The 26,912-nt window shown below is 72.2% G+C and carries 30 protein-coding genes; 15 read left to right on the top strand and 15 right to left on the bottom strand.

The genetic code is table 11. The features are described from left to right. Positions 1–3: 3 nt before the first annotated feature. From ACZ5UI_RS07265 to ACZ5UI_RS07255, 3 genes are read left to right on the top strand one after another with little or no spacing between them, the layout of a single operon-like run. On the top strand, positions 4–1,317 hold the full coding sequence (locus tag ACZ5UI_RS07265; protein WP_464195726.1) for a D-arabinono-1,4-lactone oxidase: 1,314 nt from the start codon (positions 4–6) through the stop codon (positions 1,315–1,317). Continuing rightward, positions 1,317–2,525 (top strand): amino acid deaminase/aldolase, encoded by a 1,209-nt coding sequence (locus ACZ5UI_RS07260; RefSeq protein WP_464195724.1) that lies wholly within the window; start codon positions 1,317–1,319, stop codon positions 2,523–2,525. The genes ACZ5UI_RS07265 and ACZ5UI_RS07260 overlap by 1 nt, the downstream gene beginning before the upstream one ends. Before the next feature lie 9 nt (positions 2,526–2,534). Next, positions 2,535–3,287 (top strand): SDR family NAD(P)-dependent oxidoreductase, encoded by a 753-nt coding sequence (locus ACZ5UI_RS07255; protein ID WP_464195722.1) that lies wholly within the window; start codon positions 2,535–2,537, stop codon positions 3,285–3,287. A gap of 6 nt (positions 3,288–3,293) precedes the next feature. Here ACZ5UI_RS07255 and ACZ5UI_RS07250 read toward each other — a convergent pair whose 3' ends face one another. Both ACZ5UI_RS07250 and ACZ5UI_RS07245 read right to left on the bottom strand, forming a co-directional pair. Further along, positions 3,294–3,692, bottom strand: a complete 399-nt coding sequence (locus ACZ5UI_RS07250; protein WP_464195720.1) for a MerR family transcriptional regulator — start codon at positions 3,690–3,692, stop codon at positions 3,294–3,296. Next, positions 3,689–5,143, bottom strand: coding sequence for a SulP family inorganic anion transporter (locus ACZ5UI_RS07245; RefSeq protein WP_464195718.1), 1,455 nt, complete (start codon positions 5,141–5,143; stop codon positions 3,689–3,691). Before ACZ5UI_RS07245 ends, ACZ5UI_RS07250 begins: the two co-directional genes overlap by 4 nt. A gap of 103 nt (positions 5,144–5,246) precedes the next feature. Between ACZ5UI_RS07245 and ACZ5UI_RS07240 the strand changes: the two genes are divergently transcribed. The 3 genes from ACZ5UI_RS07240 to ACZ5UI_RS07230 are packed head-to-tail and all read left to right on the top strand — an operon-like array spanning position 5,247 to position 7,233. Then, a complete protein-coding gene (locus tag ACZ5UI_RS07240) occupies positions 5,247–5,912 on the top strand; it encodes an NADPH-dependent F420 reductase (RefSeq protein WP_464195716.1) in 666 nt (221 codons plus the stop codon). A gap of 59 nt (positions 5,913–5,971) precedes the next feature. After that, a complete protein-coding gene (locus ACZ5UI_RS07235) occupies positions 5,972–6,385 on the top strand; it encodes a hypothetical protein (protein WP_464195714.1) in 414 nt (137 codons plus the stop codon). Continuing rightward, the gene (locus ACZ5UI_RS07230; protein WP_464195712.1) at positions 6,385–7,233 is read left to right on the top strand and encodes a hypothetical protein; all 849 of its coding nucleotides are present in this window, start codon (positions 6,385–6,387) and stop codon (positions 7,231–7,233) included. The genes ACZ5UI_RS07235 and ACZ5UI_RS07230 overlap by 1 nt, the downstream gene beginning before the upstream one ends. A gap of 29 nt (positions 7,234–7,262) precedes the next feature. On the opposite strand, the gene ACZ5UI_RS07225 is transcribed toward ACZ5UI_RS07230, so the two are convergent. Continuing rightward, positions 7,263–8,357, bottom strand: a complete 1,095-nt coding sequence (locus ACZ5UI_RS07225) for a sensor histidine kinase (protein ID WP_464195710.1) — start codon at positions 8,355–8,357, stop codon at positions 7,263–7,265. Next, positions 8,350–9,021: a response regulator transcription factor gene (locus ACZ5UI_RS07220; protein ID WP_464195708.1), complete on the bottom strand. Its 672-nt coding sequence runs from the start codon at positions 9,019–9,021 to the stop codon at positions 8,350–8,352. The genes ACZ5UI_RS07225 and ACZ5UI_RS07220 overlap by 8 nt, the downstream gene beginning before the upstream one ends. Positions 9,022–9,107: 86 nt before the next feature. On the opposite strand from ACZ5UI_RS07220, the gene ACZ5UI_RS07215 reads away from it, so the two are divergent. Genes ACZ5UI_RS07215 through ACZ5UI_RS07195 form a run of 5 tightly spaced genes read left to right on the top strand, consistent with a single transcriptional unit; the run spans position 9,108 to position 13,249 of the window. Then, the gene (locus ACZ5UI_RS07215; protein WP_464195706.1) at positions 9,108–9,764 is read left to right on the top strand and encodes a D-alanyl-D-alanine carboxypeptidase family protein; all 657 of its coding nucleotides are present in this window, start codon (positions 9,108–9,110) and stop codon (positions 9,762–9,764) included. Next, a complete protein-coding gene (locus ACZ5UI_RS07210; RefSeq protein WP_464195704.1) occupies positions 9,761–10,279 on the top strand; it encodes a hypothetical protein in 519 nt (172 codons plus the stop codon). Before ACZ5UI_RS07215 ends, ACZ5UI_RS07210 begins: the two co-directional genes overlap by 4 nt. Next, a complete protein-coding gene (locus tag ACZ5UI_RS07205; protein ID WP_464195702.1) occupies positions 10,279–11,340 on the top strand; it encodes an efflux RND transporter periplasmic adaptor subunit in 1,062 nt (353 codons plus the stop codon). The genes ACZ5UI_RS07210 and ACZ5UI_RS07205 overlap by 1 nt, the downstream gene beginning before the upstream one ends. Continuing rightward, entirely contained in the window at positions 11,337–12,029 is a 693-nt protein-coding gene (locus ACZ5UI_RS07200) for an ABC transporter ATP-binding protein (RefSeq protein ID WP_464195700.1), read from the top strand. Before ACZ5UI_RS07205 ends, ACZ5UI_RS07200 begins: the two co-directional genes overlap by 4 nt. Then, positions 12,026–13,249, top strand: coding sequence for an ABC transporter permease (locus ACZ5UI_RS07195; RefSeq protein WP_464195698.1), 1,224 nt, complete (start codon positions 12,026–12,028; stop codon positions 13,247–13,249). Before ACZ5UI_RS07200 ends, ACZ5UI_RS07195 begins: the two co-directional genes overlap by 4 nt. On the opposite strand, the gene ACZ5UI_RS07190 is transcribed toward ACZ5UI_RS07195, so the two are convergent. The 3 genes from ACZ5UI_RS07190 to ACZ5UI_RS07180 are packed head-to-tail and all read right to left on the bottom strand — an operon-like array spanning position 13,224 to position 14,954. Continuing rightward, positions 13,224–13,940, bottom strand: coding sequence for an alpha/beta fold hydrolase (locus ACZ5UI_RS07190; RefSeq protein WP_464195696.1), 717 nt, complete (start codon positions 13,938–13,940; stop codon positions 13,224–13,226). The two genes, ACZ5UI_RS07195 and ACZ5UI_RS07190, sit on opposite strands and share 26 nt — an antisense overlap. A gap of 49 nt (positions 13,941–13,989) precedes the next feature. Next, on the bottom strand, positions 13,990–14,400 hold the full coding sequence (locus tag ACZ5UI_RS07185) for a hypothetical protein (RefSeq protein ID WP_464195694.1): 411 nt from the start codon (positions 14,398–14,400) through the stop codon (positions 13,990–13,992). A gap of 20 nt (positions 14,401–14,420) precedes the next feature. Beyond that, on the bottom strand, positions 14,421–14,954 hold the full coding sequence (locus tag ACZ5UI_RS07180) for a TetR/AcrR family transcriptional regulator (protein WP_464195692.1): 534 nt from the start codon (positions 14,952–14,954) through the stop codon (positions 14,421–14,423). A gap of 91 nt (positions 14,955–15,045) precedes the next feature. Here ACZ5UI_RS07180 and ACZ5UI_RS07175 point away from each other — a divergent pair, with 91 nt between their 5' ends. Continuing rightward, positions 15,046–16,095: an aldo/keto reductase gene (locus ACZ5UI_RS07175; RefSeq protein WP_464195690.1), complete on the top strand. Its 1,050-nt coding sequence runs from the start codon at positions 15,046–15,048 to the stop codon at positions 16,093–16,095. 91 nt (positions 16,096–16,186) lie between these two features. Here ACZ5UI_RS07175 and ACZ5UI_RS07170 read toward each other — a convergent pair whose 3' ends face one another. The 6 genes from ACZ5UI_RS07170 to ACZ5UI_RS07145 form a co-directional block, all read right to left on the bottom strand. Then, a complete protein-coding gene (locus ACZ5UI_RS07170) occupies positions 16,187–17,656 on the bottom strand; it encodes an MFS transporter (RefSeq protein WP_464195688.1) in 1,470 nt (489 codons plus the stop codon). Between the two features lie 81 nt (positions 17,657–17,737). After that, a complete protein-coding gene (locus tag ACZ5UI_RS07165; RefSeq protein WP_464195686.1) occupies positions 17,738–18,430 on the bottom strand; it encodes a hypothetical protein in 693 nt (230 codons plus the stop codon). Positions 18,431–18,470: 40 nt separating this feature from the next. Continuing rightward, the gene (locus ACZ5UI_RS07160; protein WP_464195684.1) at positions 18,471–19,190 is read right to left on the bottom strand and encodes a hypothetical protein; all 720 of its coding nucleotides are present in this window, start codon (positions 19,188–19,190) and stop codon (positions 18,471–18,473) included. Positions 19,191–19,273: 83 nt separating this feature from the next. Beyond that, on the bottom strand, positions 19,274–20,851 hold the full coding sequence (locus ACZ5UI_RS07155) for a right-handed parallel beta-helix repeat-containing protein (RefSeq protein WP_464195682.1): 1,578 nt from the start codon (positions 20,849–20,851) through the stop codon (positions 19,274–19,276). 10 nt (positions 20,852–20,861) lie between these two features. Beyond that, positions 20,862–21,344 carry a matrixin family metalloprotease gene (locus ACZ5UI_RS07150; RefSeq protein WP_464195680.1) on the bottom strand — a complete coding sequence of 161 codons (483 nt, stop codon included), beginning with the start codon at positions 21,342–21,344 and terminating at the stop codon, positions 20,862–20,864. Between the two features lie 37 nt (positions 21,345–21,381). After that, the gene (locus tag ACZ5UI_RS07145) at positions 21,382–23,556 is read right to left on the bottom strand and encodes an MMPL family transporter (RefSeq protein WP_464195678.1); all 2,175 of its coding nucleotides are present in this window, start codon (positions 23,554–23,556) and stop codon (positions 21,382–21,384) included. Positions 23,557–23,690: 134 nt separating this feature from the next. Here ACZ5UI_RS07145 and ACZ5UI_RS07140 point away from each other — a divergent pair, with 134 nt between their 5' ends. From ACZ5UI_RS07140 to ACZ5UI_RS07130, 3 genes are read left to right on the top strand one after another with little or no spacing between them, the layout of a single operon-like run. Then, on the top strand, positions 23,691–24,842 hold the full coding sequence (locus ACZ5UI_RS07140; protein WP_464195676.1) for a sensor histidine kinase: 1,152 nt from the start codon (positions 23,691–23,693) through the stop codon (positions 24,840–24,842). Continuing rightward, positions 24,839–25,540 carry a response regulator gene (locus ACZ5UI_RS07135; RefSeq protein ID WP_464195674.1) on the top strand — a complete coding sequence of 234 codons (702 nt, stop codon included), beginning with the start codon at positions 24,839–24,841 and terminating at the stop codon, positions 25,538–25,540. Before ACZ5UI_RS07140 ends, ACZ5UI_RS07135 begins: the two co-directional genes overlap by 4 nt. Positions 25,541–25,585: 45 nt before the next feature. Next, positions 25,586–26,248 (top strand): LysE family translocator, encoded by a 663-nt coding sequence (locus ACZ5UI_RS07130; protein WP_464195672.1) that lies wholly within the window; start codon positions 25,586–25,588, stop codon positions 26,246–26,248. Positions 26,249–26,266: 18 nt separating this feature from the next. Here the strand turns inward: ACZ5UI_RS07130 and ACZ5UI_RS07125 are convergent, their stop codons facing one another. Continuing rightward, a complete protein-coding gene (locus ACZ5UI_RS07125; RefSeq protein WP_464195670.1) occupies positions 26,267–26,569 on the bottom strand; it encodes a type II toxin-antitoxin system PemK/MazF family toxin in 303 nt (100 codons plus the stop codon). Next, positions 26,569–26,799: a ribbon-helix-helix domain-containing protein gene (locus ACZ5UI_RS07120; RefSeq protein WP_464195668.1), complete on the bottom strand. Its 231-nt coding sequence runs from the start codon at positions 26,797–26,799 to the stop codon at positions 26,569–26,571. Before ACZ5UI_RS07120 ends, ACZ5UI_RS07125 begins: the two co-directional genes overlap by 1 nt. Positions 26,800–26,912: the final 113 nt, after the last annotated feature.

The following is a 26,912-nucleotide window of genomic DNA, read 5'->3' as shown; positions in this document are numbered from 1 at the left end:
GCTGTGCCGGGCGGCGAGCGGTGGAGCAACTGGGCCGGTGACCAGCACTGCGCACCGGTCGAGATCGCGCGGCCGACGAGCGAGGACGAGCTGGCCGACGTGGTCGGGCGCGCGGCCGCACGCGGCCTCTCGGTCCGGGCCACCGGCAGCGGCCACTCGTTCACCGACATCGCCTGCAGCGACGGGGTACTGATCGACACGTCGGGCCTGCAGCGGGTGATCGCCGTCGATCGCGAGGCAGGACAGGTCACGGTCCAGGCCGGGATCCGGCTGCACGCGCTCGGACCGGCCAACGCCCGCCACGGGCTCGCGCTGGAGAACCAGGGGGACATCGACGCGCAGGCGCTGGCCGGCGCGCTGGCCACCGCGACGCACGGAACCGGCGTGCGGTTCGGCAACCTCTCCACCCGGGTGGTCGGGATGCGGCTGGTGACGGCCGCGGGCGACGTGGTCGAGCTGACCGCGCAGACGGACGCCGAAGGGCTGCTGGCGGCCCGCGTGTCGCTGGGCGCGCTGGGCATCGCGTCGCAGGTCACCATCGCGTGCGTGCCGCTGTACACGCTCGAGCGCGACGACCGGCCGCTGCCGCTGGACGAGACGCTCGACCGCCTCGACGAGCTGGTCGACGGTCACGACCACTTCGAGTTCTTCCTGTGGCCGTACACGCGCACCGCGATGACGCGCTCGACGATGCGCACCGATGCGGCTCCGCAGCCCACGCCGCGGTGGCGACGAACGCTCGAGGAGGACGTCGTCGAGAACGGCGTGCTCAGCCTCATCTGCCGGGCCGGCCGCCGGTTCCCGGGGCAGGTGCCGCGGCTGAACCGCCTGATGGCCTCCGCGCTGTCGCCCCGCCGGGCGCAGGACCACGCGTACAAGGTCTACGCGACGCGGCGGGCCGTGCGCTTCACCGAGACCGAGTACGCGATCCCGCGAGCGCACGCCCGGGAGGCGCTGACCCGCGCGCTCGCCCTGGTCGAGGGCCGGCGCCTGCCGATCCTGTTCCCCTTCGAGGTGCGCTTCGCCGCCGGCGACGACGCGTTCCTGTCCACGGCGCACGGGCGCGACACGTGCTACATCGCCGCCCACCAGTACGCGGGCATGGCGTTCGCGCCGTTCTTCCGTGGGTTCGCCGAGATCATGGAGTCCTACGGTGGCCGGCCGCATTGGGGCAAGCGGCACGAGCAGACCGCGGCGACGCTGGCCGAGCGCTACCCCGGCTGGGGGCGGTTCCAGGCGGTGCGAGCGCGGCTCGATCCCGACGGCGTGTTCGTCAACGACTACACGCGCCGGGTGCTCGGGCCGGTGAGCCCCTGATGTTCGACCCGGCCGCCCGCGGCTCGCGCTACGCGACCGCCTTCGCCGGCCTGGATGGGCCGTTCGCGTTCGTCGACCTCGACGCGATGTGGCGCAACTCGGACGCACTGCTGGCGCGCAGCGCGGGCAAGCCGATCCGCGTCGCGTCGAAGTCCGTGCGCTGCCGATCGCTGCTGCGGTCGATCCTCGACCGCGATCCCGGCTACCGCGGGCTGCTGACGTTCACACTGCCCGAGACGCTGTGGCTGGCGGGGGAGGGGTTCCGCGACCTGGTCGTCGCCTACCCGACGACCGACCGCAACGCGCTGCGCCAGCTGGCCGCTCTGACGGCCACCGATCCGGCGGGCGCGCCGGTCGTGATGGTCGACTCGACCGAGCACCTCGACCTGATCGACGCCGCGGTCGGTCAGGCCGCGGCTCCGCTGCGCGTGTGCCTGGACTTCGACGCGTCGCTGCACCTCGTCGGGGGGCGCGTGCGGATCGGGGCCAAGCGGACGCCGATCCACGCGCCCGGCCGCGCCCGCGAGCTGGCCGAGGAGATCGCCCGACGACCGAACGTCGCGCTGGTGGGGCTGATGTCCTACGAGGGTCACATCGCGGGCCAGGGCGACCGGATCGCCGGTCACCCGCTGAAGAGCGCGGTCCTGGGGCGCGTGCAGCGCGTCTCCTACCGCGAGCTGCGCGAGCGCCGCGCGGCCGCGGTGGCCTCGGTGTCGGCGGTGGCCGCGCTGGAGTTCGTCAACGCGGGCGGCACTGGGGACCTCGAGCTCGTCGCCACCGAGCCGGCGATCACGGAGGCGACGGCGGGCTCGGGCTTCTACGCGCCGACGCTGTTCGACAACTACGCGTCCTTCTCGCTGGAGCCCGCGGCGATGTTCGCCCTGCCCGTCTCCCGCCGCCCTGGACCCGGCGTCGTCACCGCGCTCGGCGGCGGCTATCTCGCCTCCGGCCCGGGCGGCAGGGACCGCGCGCCCAGGCCCTACCTGCCGCCGGGCCTGCGCCTGGATCCGCTGGAGGGCGCGGGGGAGGTGCAGACCCCGCTGCGCGGCGAGCCGGCGGACCGGCTGCGCGTGGGCGACCACGTCCACTTCCGTCACGCGAAGGCCGGCGAGCTGTGCGAGCGCTTCGATCGCCTGTACCTGGTCTCGGGCGACGCGATCGTCGACGAGGTCCCGACCTACCGCGGCGAGGGCCGCTGCTTCCTCTGAGGAGAGACGATGACGGACGACGCGGAGACGGTGGCGCTGGTCACCGGTGGGGGGATGGGCATCGGCGAGGCCTGCGTGCTTGAGCTCGGCCGGCGCGGGGCGGCGGTGGTGGTGGCCGATCTCGATCTGGCCCAGGCCGAGCGGGTGGCCGCGGCGGCATGCGCGGCGGGCGGCACCGCGCTGGCCGTCCGGGCCGACGTGAGCACGGAGGACGATTGCGCGGCGATGGTGCAGGCGGCGGTGCAGGCCTATGGGCGCCTGGACGTCGCGGTCAACAACGCCGGGATCGGCGGGGTGCGCGGTCCGGTCGATGCGCTGACGCTGGCCCAGTGGCGGGCCACGCTGGGCGTCAACCTCGACGGCGTGTTCCTGTCGATGCGCGCCGAGCTGCGGACGATGGTGGCGCAGGGCTCGGGGGCGATCGTGAACATCGGCTCGATCCAGAGCAGCGTCGCGCTGGCCGACACCGCGGCCTACACGGCATCCAAGCACGGCGTGCTGGGGCTGACGCGCAGCGCCGCGATCGACTACGCCGCCGCGGGCATCCGGGTGAACTGCGTCGGCCCGGGCTTCGTGGCCACGCCCGGCGCGCTGGCCAAGCTGACCGCCGACACGCGCGCCGACGCGGAGGCGCTGCATCCGCTCGGCCGGCTGGCCGAGCCCGCGGACGTGGCCAAGCTCGTCGCCTTCCTGGGCTCCGATGACGCGGCCAACATCACCGGCGCGTACTACCTGACCGACGGCGGCTTCACCGCGCAGTAGGGCGCGTCAGCGGCCCGCGGCCGCGGCCTCCCGGCGAAGCTCCTCGGCGAGCCCGTCGGCCTGGCTGAGCTGCTTGCGCAACTTGGCACAGCGCTGGGCGGCGTCCTCGGCATAGGCGCCCAGCTGCTCGCGCGCCGCCTCACGGTCCGCGAGCGCGGTACCTGGATCGCGCACGGCGTCGCGGGCGTCGAGCAGGTCGCGCATCTCCTGCACCGTGAACCCGATGGGCTTCATCTGCTTGATCAGCTCCAGCCGGCGGACCTGCTCCTCGCTGAACAGGCGAAAGCCGCCGGTCGTGCGCGACTGTGGCGTGAGCAGGCCCTGCTCCTCGTAGTAGCGCACCGTGCGCAACGACAGCCCGACCCGCTCCGCCACCTCGCCGATCTGCAGGAGCGCGTCGGTCATGCGTTGGCCAGCTGGCCCGACAGGGTGCTGTGCAACTCGTGGCTGGCCTCGTTGAGACCGGTGATCTGCACGTGCGCGCCGTGGTGGGCGTAGCGGGTCTGCACGGCGTCCAGGGCAGCGACGGCGCTGGAGTCCCACACGTGCGCGGCGGACAGGTCGATCATGACGTCCGCGGGATCCTCGCCGATGCGAAACGCGCTGACCAGGTCCTGGTCGGAGGCGAAGAACAGCTGGCCGCTGACCACGTACAGAACGGAAGCGCCGTCGGGCGAGACGATCCGCCGCACATCGACCAGCCCGGCGGCTCTGCGCGAGAAGGCGATCATGGCCACGATCGTCCCCAGGACCACGCCGATGGCCAGGTTGTTCGTGGCCACGGTGCCCGCGACGGTGACCAGCATCACGATCGTCTCGTCCACCGGCATCCGCCGCAGCGTGGCGGGGCTGACGCTGTGCCAGTCGAACGTCGACCAGGCGACGAACACCATCACGGCAGCGAGCGCCTCCATCGGGATCTTGGCCACGACGTCGCCCAGCACCACGCAGAGGATGAGCAGGAACACGCCCGCGGAGAAGGTCGACAGCCGCGTCCGCGCGCCGCTGATCCGCACGTTGATCATGGTCTGGCCGATCATGCCGCAGCCGGCCATGCCGCCGAACAGGCCGGTGACGAGGTTGGCGATGCCCTGTCCGCGGGCCTCGCGGTCCTTGTCGGACGGCGTCTCGGTGATGTCGTCGACCAGCCGTGCGGTCATCAGCGACTCCAGCAGGCCCACCACCGCGAGGGTCAGCGAGTAGGGCGCGATCACCGTCAGCGTGTGGAGGTCGAACGGCACGGACGGCAGCCCGAGGACGGGAAGCGCGTCGGGCAGCTGGCCCTCGTCGCCGACGTTGGGGATGTCGATGCCGCCGATCAGCACGAACGCGGTGAGCACGACCACGGCGACCAGCGGGCCGGGGATCGCGCTGGTCAGGCGCGGAACGACCAGGATCATCCCCAGCCCGACCACGGCCAGGGCCAGGCCGAGCACGCCGCCCTCGCGCAGATGCGGGATCTGGGCGACGAACAGGAGGATGCCCAGCGCGTTGACGAAGCCCGTCATCACCGCGGTCGGCACGAACCGCATCAGCTTCGCGATGCCGACCGCACCGAGCAGCACCTGCAGCACGCCCGCCAGCAGCGTCGCGGCGAACAGGTACTCGACCCCGTGGTCCCTGACCAGGCCGACGATGACCAGCGCCATCGCGCCCGTGGCCGCCGAGATCATCGCCGGGCGTCCGCCCACGATGGCGATGGTCATGGCCATCGTGACGGACGCGAACAGCCCGACCTTGGGGTCCACGCCGGCGATGACCGAGAACGAGATCGCCTCGGGGATCAGCGCGAGGCCGACGACGAGGCCGGCGAGCAGCTCGACGCGCAGAAGGGCGGGCGGGGGCAGGCGTCGCAACTAACCCTTACGTTAGCGGAGGGTTGTCACGGCACCTTCGGCCTCACCGCGTTCCAGCAGCGCCACCGGAGGGCCGGGAAGTTGAGTGCGCAATCATGGAGCGATGGACATCGCAATCATCGGGGCGGGCCACATCGGCGGCTCGCTGACGCGTCTGCTGACGCCACTCGGCCACCACGTCAAGGTGGCCAACTCGCGCGATCCGCAGACGCTGGCCGAGCTGGCGGCCGAGACCGGGGCGACCGCGGTCTGGGCGGCCGACGCCGCCGCGGATGCCGACCTGGTGATCGTCAGCATCCCGCAGAAGAACGTGCCCGACCTGGCGGCGGGCATCGTCTCCAGCGCGAAGGCGGGCGCGCCCGTGATCGAGACGAACAACTACTACCCCCGCGAGCGCGACGGGCGGATCGCCGCGATCGAGGACGGCCAGACCGAGAGCGATTGGGTGGCCGAGCACCTCGGCGTGCCCGTCTTCAAGGTGTTCAACGGGATCTTCTGGAAGCACCTGCTGGAGCGCGGCGTGCCGCGCGGCGGGGAGGGGCGCATCGCGCTGCCGGTGGCCGGGGACGACCCGGCCGGCAAGCAGACGGTCATGTCGCTGGTCGACGAGCTCGGCTTCGACCCGGTGGACGCCGGCCCGCTGGCGCAGTCGTGGCGCCAACAGCCCGGAACGCCGGTGTACGGCACCGACCTCGACGCCACCGGCGTCGCGGCGGCGCTGGCCGAGGCGTCACCGCAGCGCCCCGAGAAGTTCCGCGCAGAGAACTAGAGGGCGCACTCGCAAAAGTAGAGGGTCAAGGTTTGGCGGCGTCTGCCGATACTGCGGCGATGCCTTCCGTCGCTCTCTCCCCCGTACGCCGGCTGGTCGCGGCGCTGCTCGCCGCGATCCTCGTCGCGTTCGTCGCCCTGGCCGGCTCCGCCCGCGCCGACGACCCGGCCTTCGTCTTCGAGAAGCTCGGATGTGGCACCCGCCACTTCCAGAAGACGTTCACGACGCCGGCCCACCCGTCGCGGCTGGAGCTGTCGGTGCGCCACTTCCCCGGTCGTTGGGGTCAGATGACCGTCCGCAACAGCGCCGGCACGGAGGTGTGGTCCTTCCGCCAGTCCTACGCGTGGATCAGCGGGTCCTACGAGCTGAGGTCCGCCGAGCTGGCGCCGGGCTCCTACACCGTCGACTACTGGTCCGACAACCTCGCCCAGATCGCCGACTTCTGCAACGGCACGCTGGGCTGGTCGGACTGATGCGGCGCGCGTTCATCGGCGCGACGGTCCTGGCCGCCACGGCCGCCGTCGCCACCGCACCGGCCTCCGCCGCCCCCAAGCAGGCGATCGTCGCCGGGCCGATCACCGTCAAGGGGTACGAGCTCAGCATCCTGGGCATCGCCGGCGACCGGGTGCTGAGCGTCATGCTCGAGCGCGATCGCGGCACCACCACGCAGGTGCACATCTACTCCGTCACGTCGGGCGTCCACACCACGACCAAGCGCATCCGGGCCGACCTCGGCGCGCTGGGGTCGATCGACCTGCGGCTGGCCAGCAAGCACGCGCGTCACCTGCCCGCCGGCTGTCGCGGGACCGAGCAGCGCGTGGGGACCTGGACCGGCTCCCTGCACCTGGTTCCCGACACGACGTTCTTCAGGACGATCAACGCACGCAGCCTGCCCGGCTCGGTGCTGAAGGACCAGCGGATCGAATGCGTGGAGCCCGGCAGCTCCACGTCGACCACGGGCGAGACCGGGCCTCAGCTGGTGACCGGCGGCCGCGGTCCGGGCATCGCCGCGGACACGACCTCGACGACGTTGATCGCCAACGGCCGCCGCGGCCCGGCGACCGTCGTGCACCTGCTGACCGAGAAGAGCACGCTGGTCACCGCGCCCGATCTGACGAGCGCGACGCTGACGCCGATCGGCTCGGCCATCACCGGCTCGGCGACGTTCGCCGGGACGCCCAGCGCGGCGACGACCGACGACGGCCCGCTCGGCCTGACCTCGAAGGGCACGCTCTCGGGGACGCTGACCGCCCACTTCGACTCCATCGGCGACGTGTCGGTCGGTCCGTCGACCACCGCCGTGCTGGAGCAGCTTCCCTAGGTCACTCCGTCGCCGACCCGTAGGACGCGTCAGCGCAGAGCTGCCGCGGGGAGCTCGACCGTCACGCGCAGCCCGCCCTCGGGCCGCGGGGCCAGGGCCAGGGTCCCGTCGTGGGCCTGGGCGATGCTCTTGACGATGGCCAGGCCCAGGCCGACGCCCGCGTCACCGGTGCGGATGCGCTTGCTGCCCCGCTGAAACGGCTCGGCCAGCGTGGCCACCAGCTGCGGGGTGAGCAGGTCGCCGGCGTTCTCGACGGTCAGCACCGCGCGGTCGGGCCGCACGCTCGTCGTGACCCACACGGTGCCCTGCTTGGGCAGGTTGTGGACGATCGCGTTGTGCACGAGGTTCGTCGTCAGCTGCAGCAGCAGGGCGGGCGAGCCGACGGCGGGGGTCACCTCGCCGGAGGTCTCGATCGTCACCCCGCGCTGCTCGGCCAGGGGCAGGAGCGTCTCGGTGGCCTCTTCGGCCAGGAGCGACAGGTCGACGTGCTCGCGGACGAAGGCGCGCTGGTCGGCGCGGCTGAGCAGGAGCAGCGCCTCGGTCAGGTCGATGGCCCGCGTGTTGACGGCGTACAGGCGATCGACGAGCTCGGCGTCGTCGTGGCTGGGGTCCTTGCGGGCGACGTCGAGCAGCGTCTGCGTGACGGCCAGCGGCGTGCGCAGCTCGTGGGAGGCGTTGGCGGCGAACCGCTGCTGCTCGGCCACCTGGGCCTCGAGCCGCGCGAGCATCGCGTCGAAGGCATCGGCCAGCTCGCGGAACTCGTCGCTGCGGCCTTCGAGGCGAATCCGGTGGGACAGCGAGCCGGTCGCCGCCAGGCGCGTCGCGTCGGTGATGCGGGTCAGGGGGGCGAGCATCCGCCCGGCCAGCAGCCACCCGCCGACCAGCGAGAACACCAGCAGGAACGCCAGCATGACCGCCGCCTTGGGCCAGAACGCGTCGAGCAGGTCGGAGCGCGTGGGGCTGAACGGGGCGCGGATGCCGACCATCACGTTCGGGCGGTCGGGCACGTAGCGCAGCAGGAACACCCACACGACGGCGAGCAGCAGCGCGCCGGCGAGCATCAGGAACCCCGCGTAGCTGAGCGTCAGCTTGAGGCGGACGCTCGGCCCGGGCGCCCTATCCACGATCCGGGTCCTCGATCCGGTAGCCGGCGCCGGCCACGGTGGCGATGATCCACGGCTCGCCGAGGCGCTTGCGCAGCCCCGACACCGTGATGCGCACGGCGTTGGTGAACGGGTCCACGTTCTCGTCCCACGCCTGCTCCAGGAGCTGCTCGGCGCTGACCACCCCACCTTCGGCGGCGACCAGGACCTCGAGCACCGCGAACTGCTTGCGGGTCAGCGCCACGTAGCGGCCGTCGCGGTAGACCTCGCGGCGGAACGGATCGACGCGCAGCCCGGCCAGCTCCCGCACCGGCGGGCGGTGATGGGCGCGCCGGCGGTCGAGCGCCCGCAGCCGGAGCACCAGCTCCTGCAGCTCGAACGGCTTGGTCAGGTAGTCGTCCGCGCCGAGCTCGAATCCCGACGCCTTGTCGTCGAGGCGGTCGGCCGCGGTGAGCATGAGGATCGGCATGCCGCTGCCGGAGGCGACGATCCGCCGGGCGACCTCGTCGCCGGAGGGACCGGGGATGTCGCGATCGAGGACGGCGATGTCGTACGTGTTGACGGCCAACAGCGCCAGCGCCGCGTCGCCGTCGCCGGCGATGTCGGCGGCGATCGCCTCCAGGCGCAGGCCGTCGCGGATCGCCTCCGCCATGTAGGGCTCGTCCTCGACGAGCAGCACGCGCATGCTCGGAGGCTAAAGCGGGGGCATATCGCGGGCATATCGAAAACCGCATACGGCCTGGCAACGCCCCGCGGCGTTCACTGACCGGCGTGTCCTACCGCCAACCCGCCCGCCTGCAGATCCGCTGGATCCGCGTCACCGTCCTGCTCATCGCGCTCGCCGCCTTCGCCGTCGTGCTGGGCGACCGTCTGCCGGGCTCGTCCTCGTCGACGGCGACCTCGATGTCCACCCCCGCGGCGCCGATGGGCGTCCTGCGGGGCGACCCCGGCGAGCTGCCCCGCCAGCGCGGCGTGCTCGGTGAGGTCGACGGCGCCATCCCCGACGGGACGACGGTCTTCGACGACCAGGTGCCGGGCGTGGCCAGGGTCCAACCGGCGCTGCTGGACGCGCTGCGCGCCGCGGCGGCCGACGCCGCGGGCGACGGGGTCGACTTCGTCGTCGACAGCGGCTGGCGCTCCCGCGCCTACCAGGCGCAGCTCTTGCGAGACGCGGTCGCCCGGTACGGCTCCGCGGCCGAGGCGGCCCGGTGGGTCGCTCGCCCCGGCGTGTCCGAGCACGTGTCGGGCGGCGCCGTGGACCTGGGCAGCGACGCCGCGCGCTGGCTGTCGGAGCGCGGCGCGGCCTACGGCCTGTGCCAGATCTACGCCAACGAGTCGTGGCACTACGAGCTGCGCCCCGACGCTCCCGCACACGGCTGCCCGGCGCTGTACGCCGACCCCACCCACGATCCAAGGACGCAGGCATGAACCGACGACTGCGCCCGCTGGTCGCCCTGACCGTGACCGCCGCGATCGGCCTGACCGGCGCGGGCTGCGGTTCGGATGCGCCGCCCGATCCCGCCGATACGGCCGCCGCGACGAGCAGCGCCGGCAGCGACCGCGACCAGGGGATCAAGTTCGCCGAGTGCATGCGGGAGAACGGGCTGAGCGACTTCCCGGACCCCGACGCGAAGGGCGAGTTCCAGTACGGGATCAGCGTGAGCGCCGAGGTGTGGCAGAAGACGGTTCAGGCCTGCAAGGCGCTGCAGCCCCCGGGCAGCCTGAGCGCGAAGCGCACGCCCGAGCAGCAGTCGGCCGGTCTGCGGTTCGCCGCCTGCATCCGCGACCACGGCGTGAAGGACTTCCCGGATCCCGTCAACGGGGAGCCGCTGATCAACACCTACCGCATCCCGTCCAGCAACCAGCCCGGCGGGATGGCCATCCTGAACGCCGCGATCGACCAGTGCCGCGATCCGCTGGATCAGGCCGCGACTGGCCAGTAGTGCGGCGTGCGACCTGGATCGTGGCCGGGGCGGTCGCCCTGCTGGCCGTGGTCGTCCCCGGCGCAGTGCTCGTCCGCTCGGGCGGTGAGCAGGCGGGACCGGCCGCTGCCAGCGCACCGGTCAACACGGCCAAGGTGGAGCGGGGAGCGCTGTCTGACCGGGTGTCGCAGTCCGGGGTGCTGACCTTCCGCGCCCGTCCGGACGGCTCGCCGTACGCCGTGATCAACCAGGCCGCCGGCGTGTACACGGCGCTGACGGAGAACGGTGGCGCGGTCGGTTGCGGCGGCGTGCTCTACCGGGTCGACCAGCGGCCGGTGCTGCTGCTCTGCGGGCCGGTCCCGGCCTACCGCGGCCTGCACACCGGCGACACGGGGCCGGACGTGCGCGCGCTCAATCGCGCGTTGCACGTGGCCGGCGACGTGTTCACCGCCGCGACGACGGCGGCGCTGGAGGCCCGCCAGCGCCAGGTCGGGGCGCGCGTGACGGGATCGCTGGCCCTCGCCGACGCGGTCATCCTGCCCGAGGCGGTGCGCATCGCCAAGGTCGACGTCCAGCCCGGCGGGCCCGCGCGGCCCGGCACGCCGGTTCTGTCGGCGACGTCCGAGACGCCCGAGGTGCAGCTGAACCTCGATCCCTCCCAGCAGGACGCGCTGAAGCGGGGCGATCGGGCGCAGGTCACCCTGCCCGACAACACGACCGTGGCCGGACGCGTCGACCGCATCGGCGCCGTCGTGCGGGCGCCGGCCGGTCAGGACGGCGGCCCGGCCGGCGTGACGATCCCCGTCTCCGTCCGCCTGGACGATCCGGGCCGGGCGCGCGGGCTCGACCAGGCTCCGGTGCAGGTGGACATCACCACGACGGGCGTGGCGGATGCGCTCAGCGTCCCGGTGACCGCGCTGGTCGGCACGTCGGGCGACGGGTTCGCCGTCGAGGTCGTGCGCGCCGATGGGCGGCGCGAGCTGGTCGCGGTGCAGCTGGGCCTGTTCGACTCGGCCGACGGCCGCGTCCAGGTCGACGGCGAGCTGCGCGCGGGCGACGACGTCGTCGTGCCGTCGCCATGAGCGCCGAGGCCGTGTTGGAGCTCGATGCGGTGACCAAGGTCTACGGCGCTTCGCCGCCGGTGGCCGCGCTGCGGGGTGTCTCGTTCTCCGTCCGGCGCGGCGAGCTGGTGGGCATCGTCGGCCCGTCGGGATCGGGCAAGACCACGCTGCTGCATGTCATGGGAACGCTCGAGCGGCCCAGCAGCGGCGTGGTCCGCATCGGCGGGGTGGACGCCGCCCGTTTGGGCGACCACGAGCTCTCCCGCCTGCGGGCCCGGGAGATCGGCTTCGTCTTCCAGCAGTTCTTCCTGGCCGAGCACGCCACGGTCCGCGAGAACGTCGCCGACGGGCTGCTGTACGCCGGCGCACCCGTCGCCGAGCGCCGCGACCGGGCCGCCGAGGCGCTCGACCGCGTGGGCCTGTCGCACCGGGCGACGTTCAAGCCGACCAAGCTGTCGGGCGGCGAGCGGCAGCGGGTGGCGATCGCCCGGGCCCTGGTCGGGCGCCCGGCGATCGTGCTGGCCGACGAGCCGACCGGCAACCTGGACAGCGCCAACGGCGCGGCGATCATGGCGCTCATCCGCGAGCTCAACGCGGCCGGCGCGACGATCCTGATGATCACGCACGATGGCGACCTCGCCGGCCAGCTCCCGCGTCAGATCCGTGTGCTCGACGGCCAGGTCGTCTCCGACACCGCCGCGCGGGCATGAGGGCCGACGCGGGACGCCTGCGGCCGCAGGACGCACTGCGGGTGGCCAGCGTCGGGCTGCGCGCACGGCCGCTGCGGGCGGCGCTGTCGGCGCTGGGGATCGCCATCGGCACGGCGGCGATCGTCGCGGTCCTCGGGCTGTCGGCCTCCTCTCAGGCCGGGCTGCTGGCCCAGATCGACCGGCTGGGCACGAACCTGCTGACGATCGAGGCGGGGGAGAGCCTGACCGGTGGGCCGGCGATCCTGCCCCGCGAAGGCCCGGCACGGATCACCCTCCTGGGCAACGTCGAACGGGTGGCCGACACCGCCTTCCTGCCCGATGCGAAGGTCTACCGCAACGCGAGGATCCCCACGGCCAACAGCGGTGGGCTGCAGGTGCGGGCGGCCAGCCTCGACCTCCTGTCGGTGCTCGGCACCGGGGTGGCCCGCGGCCGCTGGCTCAACGACGCCACCGCGCGTGTGCCGGTCGCGGTGCTGGGCTCCGTGGCCGCCGAGCGCCTGGGGATCGATCGGATCCACGCCGACCAGCGGATCTGGCTGGGCGGTCAGTCGTTCAACGTCGCCGGCATCCTGCATGCCTCACCGCTGGCCCCCGACATCGACAGCAGCGCCCTGGTCGGCTACCCGGCGGCCCGGCGGTTCCTGGGCTACGTCAGCGTGGTCGGCGGCCGACAGCGGCTCGGGCCGCCGAGCTCGATCTACGTGCGGGCGGCCACCGGTCACGAGGCGGCGGTGCAGTCCGTGCTCGCTCGTACCGCCAACCCGCAGGCCCCCAACGAGGTCAACGTCAGTCAGCCGTCGGACGTGCTGACCGCCCGGGCCGCGGCGGCGGGAGCGTTCGACAGCCTGTTCCTCGGGCTCGGGGTGGTGGCGCTGATCGTCGGCGCCGTCGGCGTCGCGAACATCATGATCATCTCGGTGCTGGAGCGCCGCTCGGAGATCGGCCTGCGCCGGGCGCTGGGGGCGACGAAGGCCCAGATCCGCACGCAGTTCCTGGTCGAGTCGATCCTGCTCGCGCTCATCGGTGGGGTGCTCGGCGTGCTGGCCGGCATCGCGGCCACGGCCATCTACGCCAGCGCCAAGGGCTGGGCCGTCGTGATCCCCATCGAGGCGTGGACGGGCGGCATCGCCTCGGCCCTGCTGATCGGCGCGTTCGCCGGGCTGCTGCCCGCCGTGCGCGCGTCGCGGATGCCGCCTACGGTCGCGTTGCGGACGGCGTGAGGTCGAGGATCAGATCGCGGACCGCAGCCGGCTGGGACAAGAACGGGTGGTGGCCGGCCTCGAGCTCGACGACGGTCGTGGCGCGCGTGGCGAACGCGCGTTGACGTGCGGCCGGGGTGCCGCGGTCCTGCGCGCAGACCAGGTAGGTCGAGGGCACGTCCGGCCAGGCCGCCGACCGCACCGGCGCTTGGAGGACGGCCAGGCTCTGATGCGCGGTTCGCTCGACGGCCGCGCGTTGGATGTGCGGCGCACAGTCCTGCAGGAACGTCTCGGCCAGGGCCTCGGCGCGGACCGTGAACGTGCCGCGGTCGGGATCGATCTCCAGGAACGGGGCGGGCTCCTCGCCGCCGAACGAGGACAGGCTCTCCCCGACCGCGGGCAGATAGCTGGACACCAGCAGCAGATGACGCACGCTGTCGACGCCGGCCGCGGCCTCGGCGGTGACGATGCCGCCGTAGCTGTGGGCGACGACCACCGTCGGCTCGTCGCCGGCGGTCAGGACGCGGCGCACCGCGGCGACGTCTTCGGCCAGCCCCGGTCCTTGCGCGCTGGGGGACTGGCCCGTCTCGCCACAGCTGGGCAGGGCGGGCGCCGCGCTGGTGACGCCCCGCTCGGCCAGCAGCTCAGCGGTCGGGTGCCACCACCACGATCCGTCCTTGACGCAGGCCCCGTGCACGAACACGACTCGCATGGCACCCACGGTAGACGGACCTGGCGTTCCGTGGTCCTGGCCACGATCGCTACCGCTCGCTGACCTGGACCCGCCAGAGCAGCAACCCCAGCGCCGCGCCGAACAGGAGGAAGCCGCCCCCGACGACCAGCCGGAAGGTGGTGTCGGCACCGGACAGGAGCGCGCCGACGCCAATCGCGGCGAAGAACGCCAGGAAGAACTGCCAGCCCTGGACCGGGTTGCGGTCCGACAGGCCGGAGCAGATCGCCATCGCGAACCCGGCCACGAGCAGGGCGACCCACCACCCGGCACCACCGGGACACTCGGGCGCCGGACCCACGCTCGTGTAACCGGTCGACGAGCAGTAGCCGGCGCTGAGCAGGTGGTCGATCGCCACGACGACGGCCACGAGCCCGAGCCCGAGCAGCGCCACCCACGGGGCCGCGGCGATGACGGCATCGCGATCGGTCGGCGTGTGCACGGCCGTATCGTGCCACGGCGCTAGTGCTGTGGGCGAAGTCCGTCGAGGATCAGCCCGAGCATGCGTTCGGCGCGGCCGTCCTGCTCCGGCGCGCGCCAGAGCGAGCCCGTCAACAGCAGGAAGTCGGCGGCGTCCGCGTCCACGCGGATGCTCCCGTCGCGCTTGCCCGCGTCGAGGAACTGCGTGATCGCCCCGATCACCGGTTCGTAGCTCTGCTCCGCGACGGCCTGGCTCGCGCCTGGGCTCAGCGCATCACCCAACCCGTGCTTCATGCGCATCGACTTGACCAGCTCGCGCGTCCAGCGCCGCAGTCCCTCCAGGGGCGGGTCGGTGGCCAGCAGATCGGGTGCGGACTCGGCGAGCTGGGTGACCTCGAACTGGTAGACCGCGAGGACGAGCGCCTCGCGCGTGGGGAAGTGGCGATACAGCGTGCCCGGTCCGACGTTGGCCCGGTGGGCGATCTGGTTGAGCGACACCTCGCCCTCGTCCTCGAACGCTTGGCGCGCGACCTCGAGGATGCGCGCGCGGTTCTCGCGCGCGTCCGAGCGGACCATCTGCTGACTCCTGGTTCGGCGTTTCGTCTATCCGGAGAGCTCTCCGCTAAGCTGTAACGGAGACCTCTCCACTTCAGTCTACGGGAGCATCATGCGCTACATCAAGCTCGGCAGCACCGGCCTGGACATCTCGCCCATCGCCATCGGCGCGATGACCTACGGCGACCCCGCCCGAGGCCATCCCGACTGGTCGTTGGACGAGGAGACCAGCCGGCCGCTCATCAAGCACGCCCTCGACGCCGGGATCAACTTCTTCGATACGGCCAACCTCTACTCGTACGGCTCCAGCGAGGAGATCCTCGGCCGCGCGCTCAAGGACTTCGCCAACCGCGACGACGTGGTGATCGCGACCAAGGTGCGCAACCCGATGCGGCCCGGACCCAACGGCAAGGGGCTGTCGCGCAAGGCGATCATGAGCGAGGTCGACCACAGCCTGCGGCGCCTGGGTACCGACTACATCGACCTCTACCAGGTGCACCGCAACGATCAGTCGACCCCGTTGGAGGAGACCCTCGAAGCCCTCCATGACCTCGTCAAGGCGGGCAAGGTCCGCTACCTCGGCGCCTCTTCGATGCACGCCTGGGAGTTCGCCAAGGCCCTCCACCTGCAGCGCGAGAACGGCTGGGCCCGGTTCGTCTCGATGCAGGATCACTACAACCTGCTGGCCCGCGAGGAGGAGCGCGAGATGATCCCGCTGTGCCGCGACGAAGGCGTCGGCACGGTGGTGTGGAGCCCGCTGGCCCGCGGGCGCCTGGCCCGACCCTGGGACGAGGCCACCGCGACCACGCGGTCCGAGAGCGACGGCTGGTACGCCGACCTCCTGTACAGCCCGCTGACGGCCGACAGCAATCGCGCGATCGTCAACGCCGTGGGGGAGATCGCCAACGCTCGCGGGGTGTCTCGCGCACAGATCGCGCTGGCCTGGCTGCACAGCAAGCCGGTGGTGAACGCGCCGCTCGTCGGGGCCAACACGGCCACGCAGATCGACGATGCCGTCGCCTCGTTGGACATCGACTTGACGTCCGAGGAGGTCGAGCGGCTCGAGGGGCCCTACACGCCGCGGTCGGACTTCCAGGGCGTCTCGGACGAAGCCGAGATGCAGAAGCTCATCGCCGGGATCCCTGGCTACGCGAATCGCTAGGTCGACGCTCGCGAACGAGGCGGCCGCCCGATGCCCGATCGACGAGGACCGCATGCGGGTCCGTCCGATTCTGGTGGCGCTGACCTCGGTCTCAGGCCGGTTGCTGCTCCTCCGTGGCGCGGGAGTCGGTCAGCATGAACGCGCCGGCGCCGGCGATCACGGCGACGATCGCGGCCAGCGCGGCGTAGGTGATCCGCTCGCCGTGGAAGAACGACGCGACGAGGTCGGGGCTCCAGGTGCCGGCCGGCAGCGTGGTGGTGACCAGGACGGCGATCAGGGTGCCGATCACGGCGGTGCCGACGCTGGTGCCGACCTCCTGCGCGGTGTCGTTGAGCGCGGCGCCGATCGACGTGCGGTTGCTGGGCATCGCGTCGATGAGCGCCACCGCGCAGATCGTCATGACGGTGCGCAGACCGGTCGTCATGACCACCATGCAGACGGCGATCGCCAGGTAGCCGTGGTCGACGGCCCATGACAGCCCGGCCAGGGACGAGGCCAGGAGGGCGGCGCCGACCAGGCAGGCGATGCGATGGCCCCAGCGCCGCGCGAGCGCTTCGGAGACCGGGGTGGCGGCGAGCATCGTCACGATGATCGGCAGGTTCGCCAGCCCGGCCTTCACCGGGCTCCAGCCGTAGGCGTACTGGAAGTGCAGGATCAGCCCGAACATCACGCTGGCCATGGCGATCGAGGTCCCGACCTGCGCGATGGCGGCGCCCCGGACAGGGCCCGTCGAGAACAGGCTGAGGTCGAGCATGGGGGACGCGCTGCGGCGCTCGTGCCAGATGAACGCCACCACCGCGCCGACGGCGCCGAGGACCGCCGCGACCGTGATCGCCGACAGCCAACCGTGCTCGACACCGCTGGTCAGCGAGTAGCAGGCCAGGCCGATGGCGGTGACGCTCAGCATCGCGCCCGGCAGATCGAGCTTGTCGCGGGTCAGGTCCTCGGGGCGGTCGGGGGCGACACCCAGCCGGACGCCGATGCAGGCGATCAGCGCGATCGGCGCGTTGACGACCAGCAGCCACTCCCAGCTGACGTGAGCCAGCGCGGTGCCGCCGAGCAGCGGGCCGAGCACGAACCCGGACATGCCGACGACGATCATCACGGTGATCGCGCGCATCCGCAGGTCCTTGTCGTCGAACAGCCGGAAGACCAGGGAGTTCGTGATCGGCGCCATGGCCGCAGCCGCGACGCCGAGCGCCGCGCGCAAGGCGATCAGCTCACCCGCGGAGGTGACGAAGACGACCAGCAGGCTCAACGAGCCGAAGACCGCGAGCCCGACCAGCAGGACGCGCCTGCGCCCGAGGCGGTCGGCTATCGCACCGGACGTCAGCAGCAGACCACCGAACGTCAGCGAGTAGGCGCCGGTGACCCACTGCAGCCCGGTGGTGCCGCTCCCAAGATCACGCCCGATCGTGGGCAGGGCGATCGACAGCAGCGTGTTGTCGACCATCTCGACGAAGAAGGCCAGGCAGAGCGCGGCCAGCGGGATCCACGCCGCGCGCAGCGACGTGTAGGTGCGTGGGAAAGCGGGGGTCAGGGCGGTGGCGGTCGTGTCCATGCTCGAAGCATCGGCCCGGCCCCTCACAGGACCGACACACGCCGCACACACGGCCCTCACGCGCCGCGGCGCTTGCCACCGCTAGCGCGCTGGCGTGACCGACGGATCCTTCGACGGATCCCAGGCGAACCCGGCCGGGCGCCAGCAGTTCGTCCGATGGCGCCTGAGGCAGGCGATCAACGCCTGCTCGCCCGTGAACGTCGTCGCCTGGTCGGTCGGCGTGATCTGCCCGCGCCATCGGCTCACCTTGTCGCTCCAGCTCACCGCACAGACGGCGGGCAGGCCGGCCTTGCACGTCGCGGTCAACAGCTCCGCGTCGGCGCTGAACTGCTGGATGGAGAACAAGGCGTCCGACTTCGCGTCGTAAGCGGTCCAGGGCTGTGGGGGAGGCGGGGGCGGGAGGGCACCCGTCACGTCGGCCCGAGCCGCCGCGGTCCACTCGCCGGTTGACTGGGAGTACACCCACAGGCAGAGGGTGAGCTGCAGTCCCGGCAGTATCGGCGCGGTCACCGACCGATCGATGACACCAGCGGCGGTCTTGAGCCCGGAGCTCCAGAGCACCGTTCCGTTGGTCGGGTCGACGCAGGGGGTGTCCGGCTCCTGGAAGCGCACCGACGCGGCCCAGGTGCAGATTGCCGCGCCGAAGCGGAAGGTCTTGCACTCCGACCAGTCAACGTGAAGGTCGAACGTGTACTGGTCGGTGGTGGCCACGATGTTGGTCAGCGTCGCCGAGCTCGCCTGGGCGCTGGCGGCACCACCCAGGAGCGCGCCCACGGTCAGCAGGCCGAGGATGAACGTCCGCATCCAGGGCATGTCAGCCGGCCCCTTGCGTGGTCGTCTTGTCCTCGCCCCAGGCGGCACGCGTCGCGCGCCAGCAGGTCCGGCGGTGTCGCTTCAGGCAGGCGTTGGCGGCCATCGATCCGACGAAGGACGCTTTCTCGCCGTCGAACGTCAGCTGTCCGCGCCAGCGCCAGGTCCGGGTCATCCACGACGTGGTGCATGTGGCGGTCGGCCCACCGGTGCAGCTCGCGCTGATGCTGGCGGTGTCGTCGCTGAGCCCTCCGATGAAGTCGATCGCTGCCGCCTTCGCGGTGACCGGCGTCCAGTCGATAGGGCCGGGCGGCGGAGCGTCGGGGACGACCACATCGGCGCGCGCGAGCGCGACGTAGTAGCTGGGAACGGCGCTGGAGGCCACCCACAGGCAGAGGGTCATGTGTTCGGGCCCGATGGTCCGGGCGACCGGGAAGTCAGCGGGGCCCGCCTGCTTCTGCGTGGCCGACGCCCACATCAGGGTTCCCGCCTTGGGATCGGCGCAGATCGTGTCGGCCTCCTGTCGGCGTACCGATGCGGTCCAGTCGCATACGGGCAAGCCGGTGTTGTACGTGATGCACGAGGTCCAGTCGACGTGCACGGTGAAGGTCAGCCGGTACGGCGACGGGGCCACGTCGTTGAAGGCCCCACTGTCCGCCTGCGCGCTTCCTGCTCCGACCAACAGCGCCACCGCGCTGGCCAATCCGACGACGATCCGACGCATCCGTGCCCTTCACTCGACAGCCGCGAGCGTGCAGCCTCCCCGACCGCTCGGACGAACGCAAGCGCCTCGCGGTTCGCAACCGGCTACGGCGCTGCGCAACCCGGGGCGGACGTCGTCTCGCCGCGGGCCGCCGGCGCGGCGCCCTGGCCCTGGTCGGCGCCGATGTTCGGCCGCTGCCCAGGAATCGGGTTGCCGAAGAAGTCTCGCCCGCCGTCGCCGGCGATCGGTGTGCCGGCGCCGATCGCCGGCGAGCCGCGACGCAGGCGGTAGCCCTGCGCCGTCGCCAGCGAGCGCGCCCGCCCGGGATCAGCGAGACCGGGGTCCGCGATGACGGCGTGCGGATCCGGGTGGGCGATGTTGCACGTGACGTTCGCGAAGAGGTTGTGCTCGAACGTCGCGACGGCGTCCTCGATCTGGGAGGCGGTGCCTGGGCCGACGAACAGGTTGTTGCGGAACGACACGACCGACCCGGTGACGTTGCGATCGAGGAAGCTCGACTCCGGGTCGCGCGTGTAGATCGTGTTGTTGTAGAAGCTGATGCCCTGCTGGGGGCCGCACGGGGAGCCGATGACGCCGTGCCACGAGTCCCCGTCGTTCTGGCTGATGTTGTAGCGGACGACGCTGTCCACGACGTCGGACGTCTCCGGGTCGCCGCACCACATGATGAACCCGCCGGCGTTCTCCCGGCTGAGGTTGTACTGGAACGTGATGCGCCGGTTGCCGCCGTCGATGTCGTAGGCCATCCCGTCCTTGTCGCCGTTCGCGCCGTGCGAGACGTCGTTGAACTGGAACGTGACGTCGGTCGACTCGTAGGACCAGATGCCCGCGTTGGACACGAGGCCGTGGAGGTTGAACCCGTCGACCACGTTGCGCTCGACGAGCGCGCCGCTCCCGCGCACGACCACGATGCCGTCGCCGACGATCTGCTGCAGCGTGTTGGCGCGGATCACCAGCCGTTGCGTCGGTGTGCCGCCCCGGACCATGATGCCCTCGCGCCCGACGTCTCGCAGCGTGTTGCGCTCGATGCGCACGTCGGTGAAGCCCTGGGGCGCGGCGGCGTTGAACTGGATGCCGCCGGCCACCTTCGAGTAGTTGAGCGCGTTCACCCCCTCGGGGGAGGTTCGGGCCGTGTCGACATCGGTGATGAGGTTGTCGACGATCGTGAACCCCGCCGCCACGGGGAGGTGCTCGTTGTCGATCTGGATCCCCGAGCGCAGCACCCCGACGTCCGTGGTCGGCCCCGGGTTGCGGATGGACAGCCCGCGCACGGTCCAGCCCTGGACGTCGTGGAGCACGATCGCCGCACGCGCACCGCCGCCGTCCACGATCGGGCGGGCGCCGCGACCGTAGGCACCGAGCACGATCGGCCGGCGGACCGTGCCCGAGCCATTCGCCGTGAACACGCCGCCGCAGCGGGTCCCGCGTCGCAACAGGAGAGCGTCACCGGCCCGCAGCGTGGTCTGACCGGCACGGTCGAGCGTCCGCCACGCGCTGGAGGAGGACGTGCCGGCGCTGCTGTCGCGGCCGTGCGCGCAGTCGACGTGGTAGGTCCGGGGCGCCGCGGGCTTCGCGGAGCTCTCGGGCGCGGTCACCAGCACGAGCGCGCAGCAGGCCGCGGCCGCCGCTGCGCCGGCCCGCCACGCGGTCACCGTGCGCCGCACCACATGAGCTTCAGCGTGTGCATCCGCTGGGAATGTACGTCACGGTCGGATACATGATGTTCGCGGGATCCTTGCTGTGGTGGTGGCCGTTGAGGTGGCCAACCTCGTGCACCAACAAGGCGCAGAACATCGGATAGTCCTGCAAGTAGGTCGCGCCGGGGTTCAGGCGGATCTTGCACTTCCTGAACTTCGATGCGCGTGAACCCTGCCAGGTGCTGTACGCGCCGTCTCCGCTCTTTGGCGCCTCCCAGACGATCTTCACGTCTCCCGAGCAGGGAGTGACGTTCCAGTAGCTGACGGCCGTGGCGAACGCCTTCTTCTGCGCGGCGACGCTGTGAAACGGTCCGGGCTCCAGGATGCGCACCTTGGCGTGCGCACTGACGCCCAAGCCGAGCAGGAACGCGCAGGTAACGGCGCCCATGACAGCGAATCGACGCGACATCTGACGGAGCCGGTTGCGTCGGTGGTTCTCGGTGACGTTGGCCGCGATCACCGAGGGATGGTTCCCGGTTGGAGCGATGGGCACACGCTCAGCGCGGCAGGCGCAGCAGCCGCCGGGCGCCCTCGGGCATCCACCAGTTCCAGCGTCCGAGCCACGAGACGGTGGCGGGCACGAGCAGCGAGCGCACGATGAGCGCGTCGATGAGGACGCCCGCCGCGAGTCCGGTGGCGAGCACCTGCAGGTCCGTGTCCCCGGCGGTGGCCATCGACGCAAAGGCCAGGAAGACGATCAGCGCCGCGCTGGTCACGAGCCGCCCGGTGCCGGCGATCCCGCGCACGACCGCCTCGTCGGTGGAGCCGGTGCGGTCGTACTCCTCGCGCATCCTGGCGATGATGAACACCTCGTAGTCCATCGAGAGCCCGTAGATGAACGCGAACACGATCACCGGGGCCCACGACAGCACCGCGCCGGTGGGGCCGTGGCCGAACAGCAGCTCGGTGCCGACCCCGTGTTGCCAGACGAGCGTCATCACGCCCCAGGTGGCAAACACCGACAGCAGGTTCATCGCGATCGCCTTCGCGGGCAGCACGAGCGAGCGGAACGCGCGCGCCAGCAGGACGAACGTGACGACGCAGATCAGCGCGAGCATCAGCGGGAAGGATCCGTAGACGCCGTCGATGAAGTCCATCGTCTCCGCGGTGCCTCCGCCGACCGTCGTCGCGGGCAGCCCGGCGGCGGCATCGCGCACGGCGTCGACCGCCGCGCGTCCAGCCCGCGAGTTGGTGTCGGCGCGGGGGAGGACCTCGACGACCGCGTCACCATCAGCTCGCCACGCGCCGCTCGGTGCGCTGGCGGCGCGGACGCCGTCGACCGTCGCCAGACGGGCGGCGGTGTCGTCCACGCCGGCGGCCGAGGTCAGGACTTCGATGGGCGCGAGCGGCGCGGCGCCGATGCCGGAGCGATCCAACTGCCCGAGCGCGGTGCTCGGCGCGCCGGTGCCGCCGAGTGATCGTGCTTCCGGGGTGCCGAGCAGCATGCCCGACGCGACGATGCACAGCGCGACGAGCACGGCCGTGCCGGCGAGCGCGGCGGCGACGCGGTGGCGGATGACCAGGCGCGCCCAGGCGGCCCAGTGCTGCTCGGCGCGGTTGGTGCGTCGCAGCCGGCGGCGGTCGGCGACCGGCCCGACCGTCGCGAGCACGACGGGCAGCAGCGTCAGCGCGACGGCGACGGACACGAGCGGGATGAGCAGGCCGCCGTAGCCCATCGAGCGCAGGAACGGCACCGGCAGCACGAGCGCCGAGAGCAGTCCGATCGCGACCGTCGTGCCGCTGAACAGCACGGCGCGCCCGGCGCTTGTGGCCGCGTGCACGATCGCCTGCTCGTTGCTCTCACCGCGCGCTCGCTCCTCCCGCCAGCGCATGACGATCAGCAGCGCGTAGTCGATCGCGATGCCGAGGCCGATCAGCGAGACGAGGAAGACGACGACCAGGTTGACCTCGGTCAGCGCGGTGAGCCCCCAGACGGCCAGCAGCGTGACCGGGATCGCGACGATCGCCATCAGCAGCGGTACGAGGGCGAGCGCGGACGCGAAGACGAACACGAGCACGATCAGTGCCCCGACGCCGGCGATCAGCGTCTCGTTCAGGAAACTGGGGCCGCCGCTGTCACCTGGCGCCTCACGGGCCAGCAGCGCGGCACCCGTGAGCCGGACCTGGGCGCCGCCCACGCGCGCGCCGGCCACGGCTTGCTCGGCCCGGGCCAGCGTCGCGTCGCTGATCTCGTTCCCGCTCGGCCCGGCGTCCTCGACCACGGCCGACGGCGGATGCACGATCGCGAACGTGGTGCGGCCGTCGTCGGAGACGTAGGCCGGCTCGGGTGTGGAGCCGAAGGATGCGATGCGGGCGCCGGGAACGGCGCGCGCGAGGTCCTGCTCGAGCGCCCGCAGGTCGGCGCGGACCGCCGGAGCACTGGCCGTCGTTCCGGGTGGGAGCGTGACGACGGCCACGAGCGGCGGGGTTGCTCCACCCGTGTCGAAGCGACTGACGATCCGCTCGTTCGTGATGGTGCTCGCGCTGTCGGGCATCGTGAAGTTCTCGTTGAGCGCGTCGGTGACCTTCGCCGAGCCGTAGAACCCGACCAAGGTGAGCACGAGCCAGCCGACCGCGACCAGGCGCTTGTGGCCGAGCACCCAGCCGGTGAGGCTGGCCAGCCAGCGCCCGGTGCGGTCGACCGGCTGGGCGGAGATCAGTGTCGTTCCCATGGCCGGCGACGCTAGATCCGCCGCGGTCCGCGCGAAACGTCCGCTTGGCGGATCCTCGGTCTCCTCCCGCGGGAGGAGCCACCTCCTCCCGTGGGAGGTGTCCGGGCACCGGGCACGCGATTAGGCTCCGCCTCGTGTCGACGATCAGGTCCGCGCTGAGCTCGCGCCAAGTCGCGCTCGACGTTGCGCTCGCCGCCGCGGTGTTCGGATTCTCGGTCGCGCAGCTGGCCAGCCAGGCGTTCGGCGGGAAGGCCGGCCAGGCGCGGGGAGCTGACGTGGTCGGCGTTGCCCTCTGCCTGCTCTCCGCGCTCCCGCTGCTGGCGCGTCATCGGGCGCCGCGAGCGGCGCTGGTGGCGGCTCTCGCGGCCGCCGTGGCGCTCGTCGCGCTCGACTACGCGGTGCTGACCGTGCCCGCGCCGGCGCTCGTCCTGGCCACGCTCGCCCAGCGCGACCGCAGACCGGACGCGTTCCTGATCCTGCTCGTCTGCGTCGCCGCCTTCGCGGCGTTCGTCGCCGTGGCCTGGGCGCGCATGGAACCCGAGCCGGGCGACTGCGCGATCACCGCGCTGCTGTGGGCGGGCGGCTGGATCGTCGGCGACCGCCGCCGCCTGGCCCGGCAGCGGGCCGCGCAGGAGCGGGAGCGCACCGCGCGCGAGCAGCGCATCGCGGTCGCCGAGGAGCGGACGCGCATCGCTCGCGAGTTGCACGACTCGGCCGGACACGCGATCAACTCGATCCTCATCCAGGCCGGCGCGGCGCGGCTCGTCCAGGACAGTCAGCCGGAGCGCAGCCGCGAGGCGATCGCCACCATCGAGGCGATCGCGCGCGAGAGCATGCAGGACATCGACGCGATCCTGGGCGGACTGCGCGATGGCGCGCCGGCCGACCTGGAGCCGTTGCCGGGGATGGACCGCATCGCCGCGCTCGTCCAGCGCCACCAGGCCGCCGGCCTGGACTTCACGCTGGACGACCGCACGAGCCCTGATCTGCGACTGCCGCCACCGATCGACCGCGCCGCCTATCGCATCGCACAGGAGGCGATGACCAACGCCGCGCGCCATGGAACCGGCGCGGCCGAGCTGACGCTCGACAGCCGGGACGGCGTGCTGACGCTCGCCGTGGCCAACCCCGTCGCCGACGGCCGTCCGGAGCTCACCACGGGCGGCCACGGCCTGACCGGGATGCGGGAGCGCGCCGCGCTGCTCGGCGGCACGCTGGACGCCCGCCGCGTCGGTGACCGCTTCGAGGTCCGCGCGACGCTGCCCCAAGGCCCAGACGCGCCGTGACCGAAGCGACCGGCGTGACCCGCGTGATGCTCGTGGACGACGACGACATCGTCCGCCGCGGCCTGCGCCTGATCCTCTCCAGCGACCCGACGCTCGACGTGGTCGGCGAGGCAGAGGACGGCGACGTCGCGCTGCGCCGCGCGCCGCACCACCGCCCCGACGTCGTGCTGATGGACGTCCGAATGCCAGAGATGGATGGCATCACCGCGACTCGCGAGCTGATCGCACGGCTGCCCAACGCGCGCGTGCTCATCCTCACGACCTTCGACGAGGACGAGTACGTCGTCGGCGCGCTGCGCGCCGGCGCCAGCGGCTTCCTGCTCAAGCGCAGCACCCCGGAGGATCTGCTGCGCGCGATCCATGTCGTGGCCGTCGGCGACGCGCTGCTCTCACCCGCGGTGACCCGGCGCGTGATCGAGCGGGTGGTCGAGCAGCCCATCCTGAGCTCGTCCCCGGATCCTCGCCTTGCCGACCTCACGCCGCGCGAGCTCGAGGTGTTCCTGCTCATCGCCCAAGGGCACTCCAACCGCGAGATCGCCGCCGCGCTGACGGTCGAGGAGACGACCGTCAAGAGCCACGTCCGCAACGTGCTGACGAAGCTCGGCGCCCGCGACCGGATCCACGCCGTGATCCTCGCCTACGAATGCGGCGCGGTCCATCCCGGCAGGCGGACGGCGACCAGACCTGACGAGGGGTAGCGGGGTTCGCGGGGTGGAGGCACCCACGCGTAGGATCTCCGGCCCATGCCCGACACCGGGACGCTGCTGATCTTCACGCTGGTCGCCGCCGGGTTCGTCGCGATCCCCGGGCCGACGAACCTCTACGTCCTGGGCCGCGGGCTGCAGAGCGGCACGCGCGCGGCGGTCGCCGGTGCCGGCGGCACAGCGAGCGGCGCCATGGTCTACGTCGCCGCCACCGCCGCCGGGCTGTCGGCGCTGATCGCGTCTTCGCAGATCCTGTTCGCCGCGCTGCACTACGCGGGCGCGGCCTACCTGTGCTGGTTGGGCATCGCCGCCTGGCGCTCGGCGGACCGGGCGCAGGCGCCCACCGCTGCGGCGCGGCCGGCGTCCGGTTGGCGCTCCTATCGCCAGGGCGTGCTCGTCGAGCTCGGCAACCCCAAGGCGGCGCTGTTCTTCCTCGCGCTGTTCCCGCAGTTCATCCACCACGACGCCGGCTCGGCCGCCGTCCAGGTCCTGGTCCTCGGGGCGGTGTTCGTGACGGTCGGCTTCGCGTCGGACTGCGTCTACGCCGTCGGATCGGGCCAGTTACGCGCGTGGCTCGTGCGCAAGCCGGGCCGGCTGCCGCGTCAGCAGCGCCTCACCGGCGTCCTGTACGTCGGCCTCGGCGTGTGGGCCGCACTGGCCGGGACGAGCCGCGCCGACGCTCGAGTCATGGCGAACCCGTAGTCCGGATCCGCCGCCGGTTCACTCGTCGAGGTCGAACGCGGCGTGGATCGCCTCGGTGAGCGCAGGCTCCTGCGCGTCGAGCAGTTGCCCGATCTGCCGACCGAGGCTGGTCGAGGGGATCGTGGTGATGTGATCGCAGGCGATGGCGCCCGAGCGCTCGAGCCCATTGGTCGGTCCACACGGGACCTCGGTCGAGAGACCTCGCACCATCGTGGTGATCGGCGCGATCGTCACCGTGGTGAGATGCGGGCGAACAAGCTCGCGGGTGAGGATCAGGACGGGCCTGGTCTTGTCGAGATGAGCCAGATGGATCGGACGCATCACTTGGTCGAGGCAACGCCGGCGGCGAACTCGGCCAGGCCCACCAGATCTGGATCGGGCCCCGAAGCCGCCAGCACCTCGGCGTCACGGGCGGCGGCAACCCTTCGACGCTCCCGCCGCAACGCTGTCGTCACGACCGCGGCCCGACTCGGCGCGTCACCGGCCTCAACGACGTCATCGACGAAGCGGACGAGGTCCTCGGGCAGTCGCACGGCGATCTGCTTGCTCATCCCACGATGGTACCGATATGGGAGCAGTCGCGGACCCACAGTTATGTACTGCGAACACGGTTTCGCGCCACCGCCGGCCGTCCCGCTCGGACCTTCGCTAGGTCTCGTCGTGG

The organism is Conexibacter sp. JCM 18997 (assembly GCF_055391915.1).
This window is presented reverse-complemented; position numbering and strand designations above follow the sequence as displayed.